This window comes from Mycobacterium sp. E2462, from assembly GCF_001672685.1.
GTDB lineage: Bacteria > Actinomycetota > Actinomycetes > Mycobacteriales > Mycobacteriaceae > Mycobacterium.
The window spans coordinates 1-2,217 of the sequence record NZ_LZKC01000163.1 but is presented as its reverse complement, the minus strand read 5'-3'; the positions used below and the strand labels follow the sequence as shown (position 1 = coordinate 2,217).

Genomic DNA, 2,217 nt, shown 5'->3' with positions numbered 1-2,217 from the left:
GGTCGCTGATCGGCTACGTGCGGGCCACCTTCCTGGTGGCGCTGACCGACGCCGCCGGGCAGACCCGGGCCATCCCGGTCCCCAGCAGCGACGCCGACGACGCAGCCGAGCCGACGACCGCCCTGCCCGCCGCGCGGCCCGAGGACGAGGCGGACCCGGCGACGGAGAAGCTGACGGCCCACGGCGACAACGGCGACGCAGCCCGGCAGCGGCGCCGCACCGGCGGCGGGCTCTCCGCGCAGGACCTGCTGCGCCGCGAGGGCCGGCTCTAGCCCGCGGCGCGCCGCTCAGCCGTCGTCGGGATCGTCCGGCTCGGCCTGCAGGATCGCGCCGGTCTCCTCCGGCTCGTCCTGCTTCTCGGCCTCCGCGGCCGGGTCGGGCGCCAGCAGCACCTGGATCGCGTTGTTGAGGAACGCGACCGTCGGCACGGCCAGCAGGGCGCCGACGATTCCCGCCAGCACGCCGCCGGTCGAGATGGCCAGCACCACCCCGAGCGGGTGGATCGACACCGCGCGGCCCATCACCAGCGGCTGCAAGATGTGCGCCTCGAGCTGGTTGACGGCGACGAGCAGGCCCAGCGTGATCAGCGCGTAGACGATGCCCTTGGCCAGCAGGGCGACGACGACGGCCAGGAACCCGGCGACCACGGCGCCGACCAGCGGGATGAACGCGCCGAGGAACACCAGCGAGGCCAGGGGCAGCGCGAGCGGGATGCCCATGATCGCCAGCCCGGTGCCCACCCCGGCGGCGTCGGTCAGCGCCACCAGGAAGGTGGCCCGCACGTAGCCGATCAGCGACCCGTACCCGGCGACGCCGGCTTGGTGGACCCTGCCGCGGACGCCGGACGGGAAGATCTTCATGACGTACTGCCAGATGTTGCGGCCGCCGTAGAGGAAAAAGATCAGCGTGAACAGCACCAGCACCGCCGCGGTGACCAGCTCGGTGACGGTCGCCGCCGTGGACAGCGCACCGCTGGTCAGCTTGGCCTGATTGTTGCGCAGCGCCTCGATCGCGGCGTTGCCCGCGCTGTCGATCTGCTCGTTGCGTAGGTGCGCCGGCCCGTGGATGAGCCACCGCCGCGTGGACTCGATGCTGCGGGTCACCTGTTCGGTGAGCCCCGGGATGCCGTCGATGAACTGCAGCACCACGAACGCCAAGATGCCGCCCAGCAGCCCGAAACCGCCCAGCAGGACCAACGCCACCGCGCCGCCGCGCGGCAGCGCGTGCTTGTCCAGCCAGTCGACCACCGGCACCAAAAGCGCGGACAGCAGCAGCGCCACCAGCACCGGGACGACGATGACTTCCAGCTGCTCGACCACCCACAGCACGGACAGGGCAGCGGCCAGGATCACCAGCAAACGCCAGGACCAGGCGGCGGTCTTACGGACAAGGGGTTCGACCGAGGCGTCGTCGGTGTTTGCCGGCATGCGGCAAGCCTATCCGCCAGGCGGCCCCGCCAAACCTGCCCAAACCGCGCCCCCGACAGCGGATTTCCGGGGCGGACGGGGCCGCGGACCGGTTTGCCGACCAACGTCGTCGGCACGATCCGGTTACGACGGCGACACGGCGGGCGCTGCGCGGCACGGCCCCCGCCACCTGCACCGTTACCCTAATTCACGTGTCGCACGACGCGCCCGCCCGCAATCTGCACTTGCCGCGTGAGGAAACCTCCCGCGGCAAGTACTGGTGGCTGCGCTGGGTGGTCCTCGGCGTCGTCGCGCTCGTCCTCGCGGTCGAAGTCGCGCTGGGCTGGCGCCAACTCGCCAAGGCCTGGACCAGCCTCTACGAGGCCAACTGGTGGTGGTTGCTGGCGTCCGTCGCGGCGTCGGCCGCGTCGATGCACAGCTTCGCCCAGATCCAGCGCACGCTGTTGCGCTCGGCCGGCGTGCACGTCAAGCAGCTGCGTTCCGAGGCGGCGTTCTACGCCGCCAACTCGCTGAGCACCACCCTGCCCGGCGGGCCGGTGCTCTCGGCCACCTTCCTGCTGCGTCAGCAAAGGATGTGGGGCGCGTCGACGGTGGTGGCGTCCTGGCAGCTGGTGATGTCGGGGGTGCTGCAGGCGGTGGGTCTGGCGCTGCTCGGCCTGGGCGGGGCGTTCTTCCTGGGCGCCAAGAACAATCCGTTCTCGCTGCTGTTCACCCTGGGCGGCTTCGTCGCGCTGCTGCTGCTCGCGCAGGCGGTGGCGTCGCGGCCCGAGCTGATCGACGGGATCGGCTG

General features: G+C 71.8%; 3 protein-coding genes. 2 read left to right on the top strand and 1 reads right to left on the bottom strand.

Annotated features, from left to right (window positions below; translation table 11 throughout):
• A partial coding sequence (locus A5714_RS26500; RefSeq protein ID WP_231975828.1) for a hypothetical protein occupies nucleotides 1-272 on the top strand: 272 nt, incomplete at its 5' end.
• Between the two features lie 15 nt (nucleotides 273-287).
• On the opposite strand, the gene A5714_RS07490 is transcribed toward A5714_RS26500, so the two are convergent.
• Nucleotides 288-1,427: an AI-2E family transporter gene (locus tag A5714_RS07490; protein ID WP_068073824.1), complete on the bottom strand. Its 1,140-nt coding sequence runs from the start codon at nucleotides 1,425-1,427 to the stop codon at nucleotides 288-290.
• Nucleotides 1,428-1,618: 191 nt separating this feature from the next.
• Between A5714_RS07490 and A5714_RS07485 the strand changes: the two genes are divergently transcribed.
• Nucleotides 1,619-2,217 (top strand): YbhN family protein (locus A5714_RS07485; RefSeq protein WP_197513598.1); only part of this gene is annotated, 599 nt, incomplete at its 3' end.

What these genes read in the sequence shown, in the direction of transcription:
- A5714_RS07490 (WP_068073824.1), bottom strand. Translation starts at nt 1,427, where the DNA reads ATGCCGGCAAACACCGACGACGCCTCGGTCGAACCCCTTGTCCGTAAG.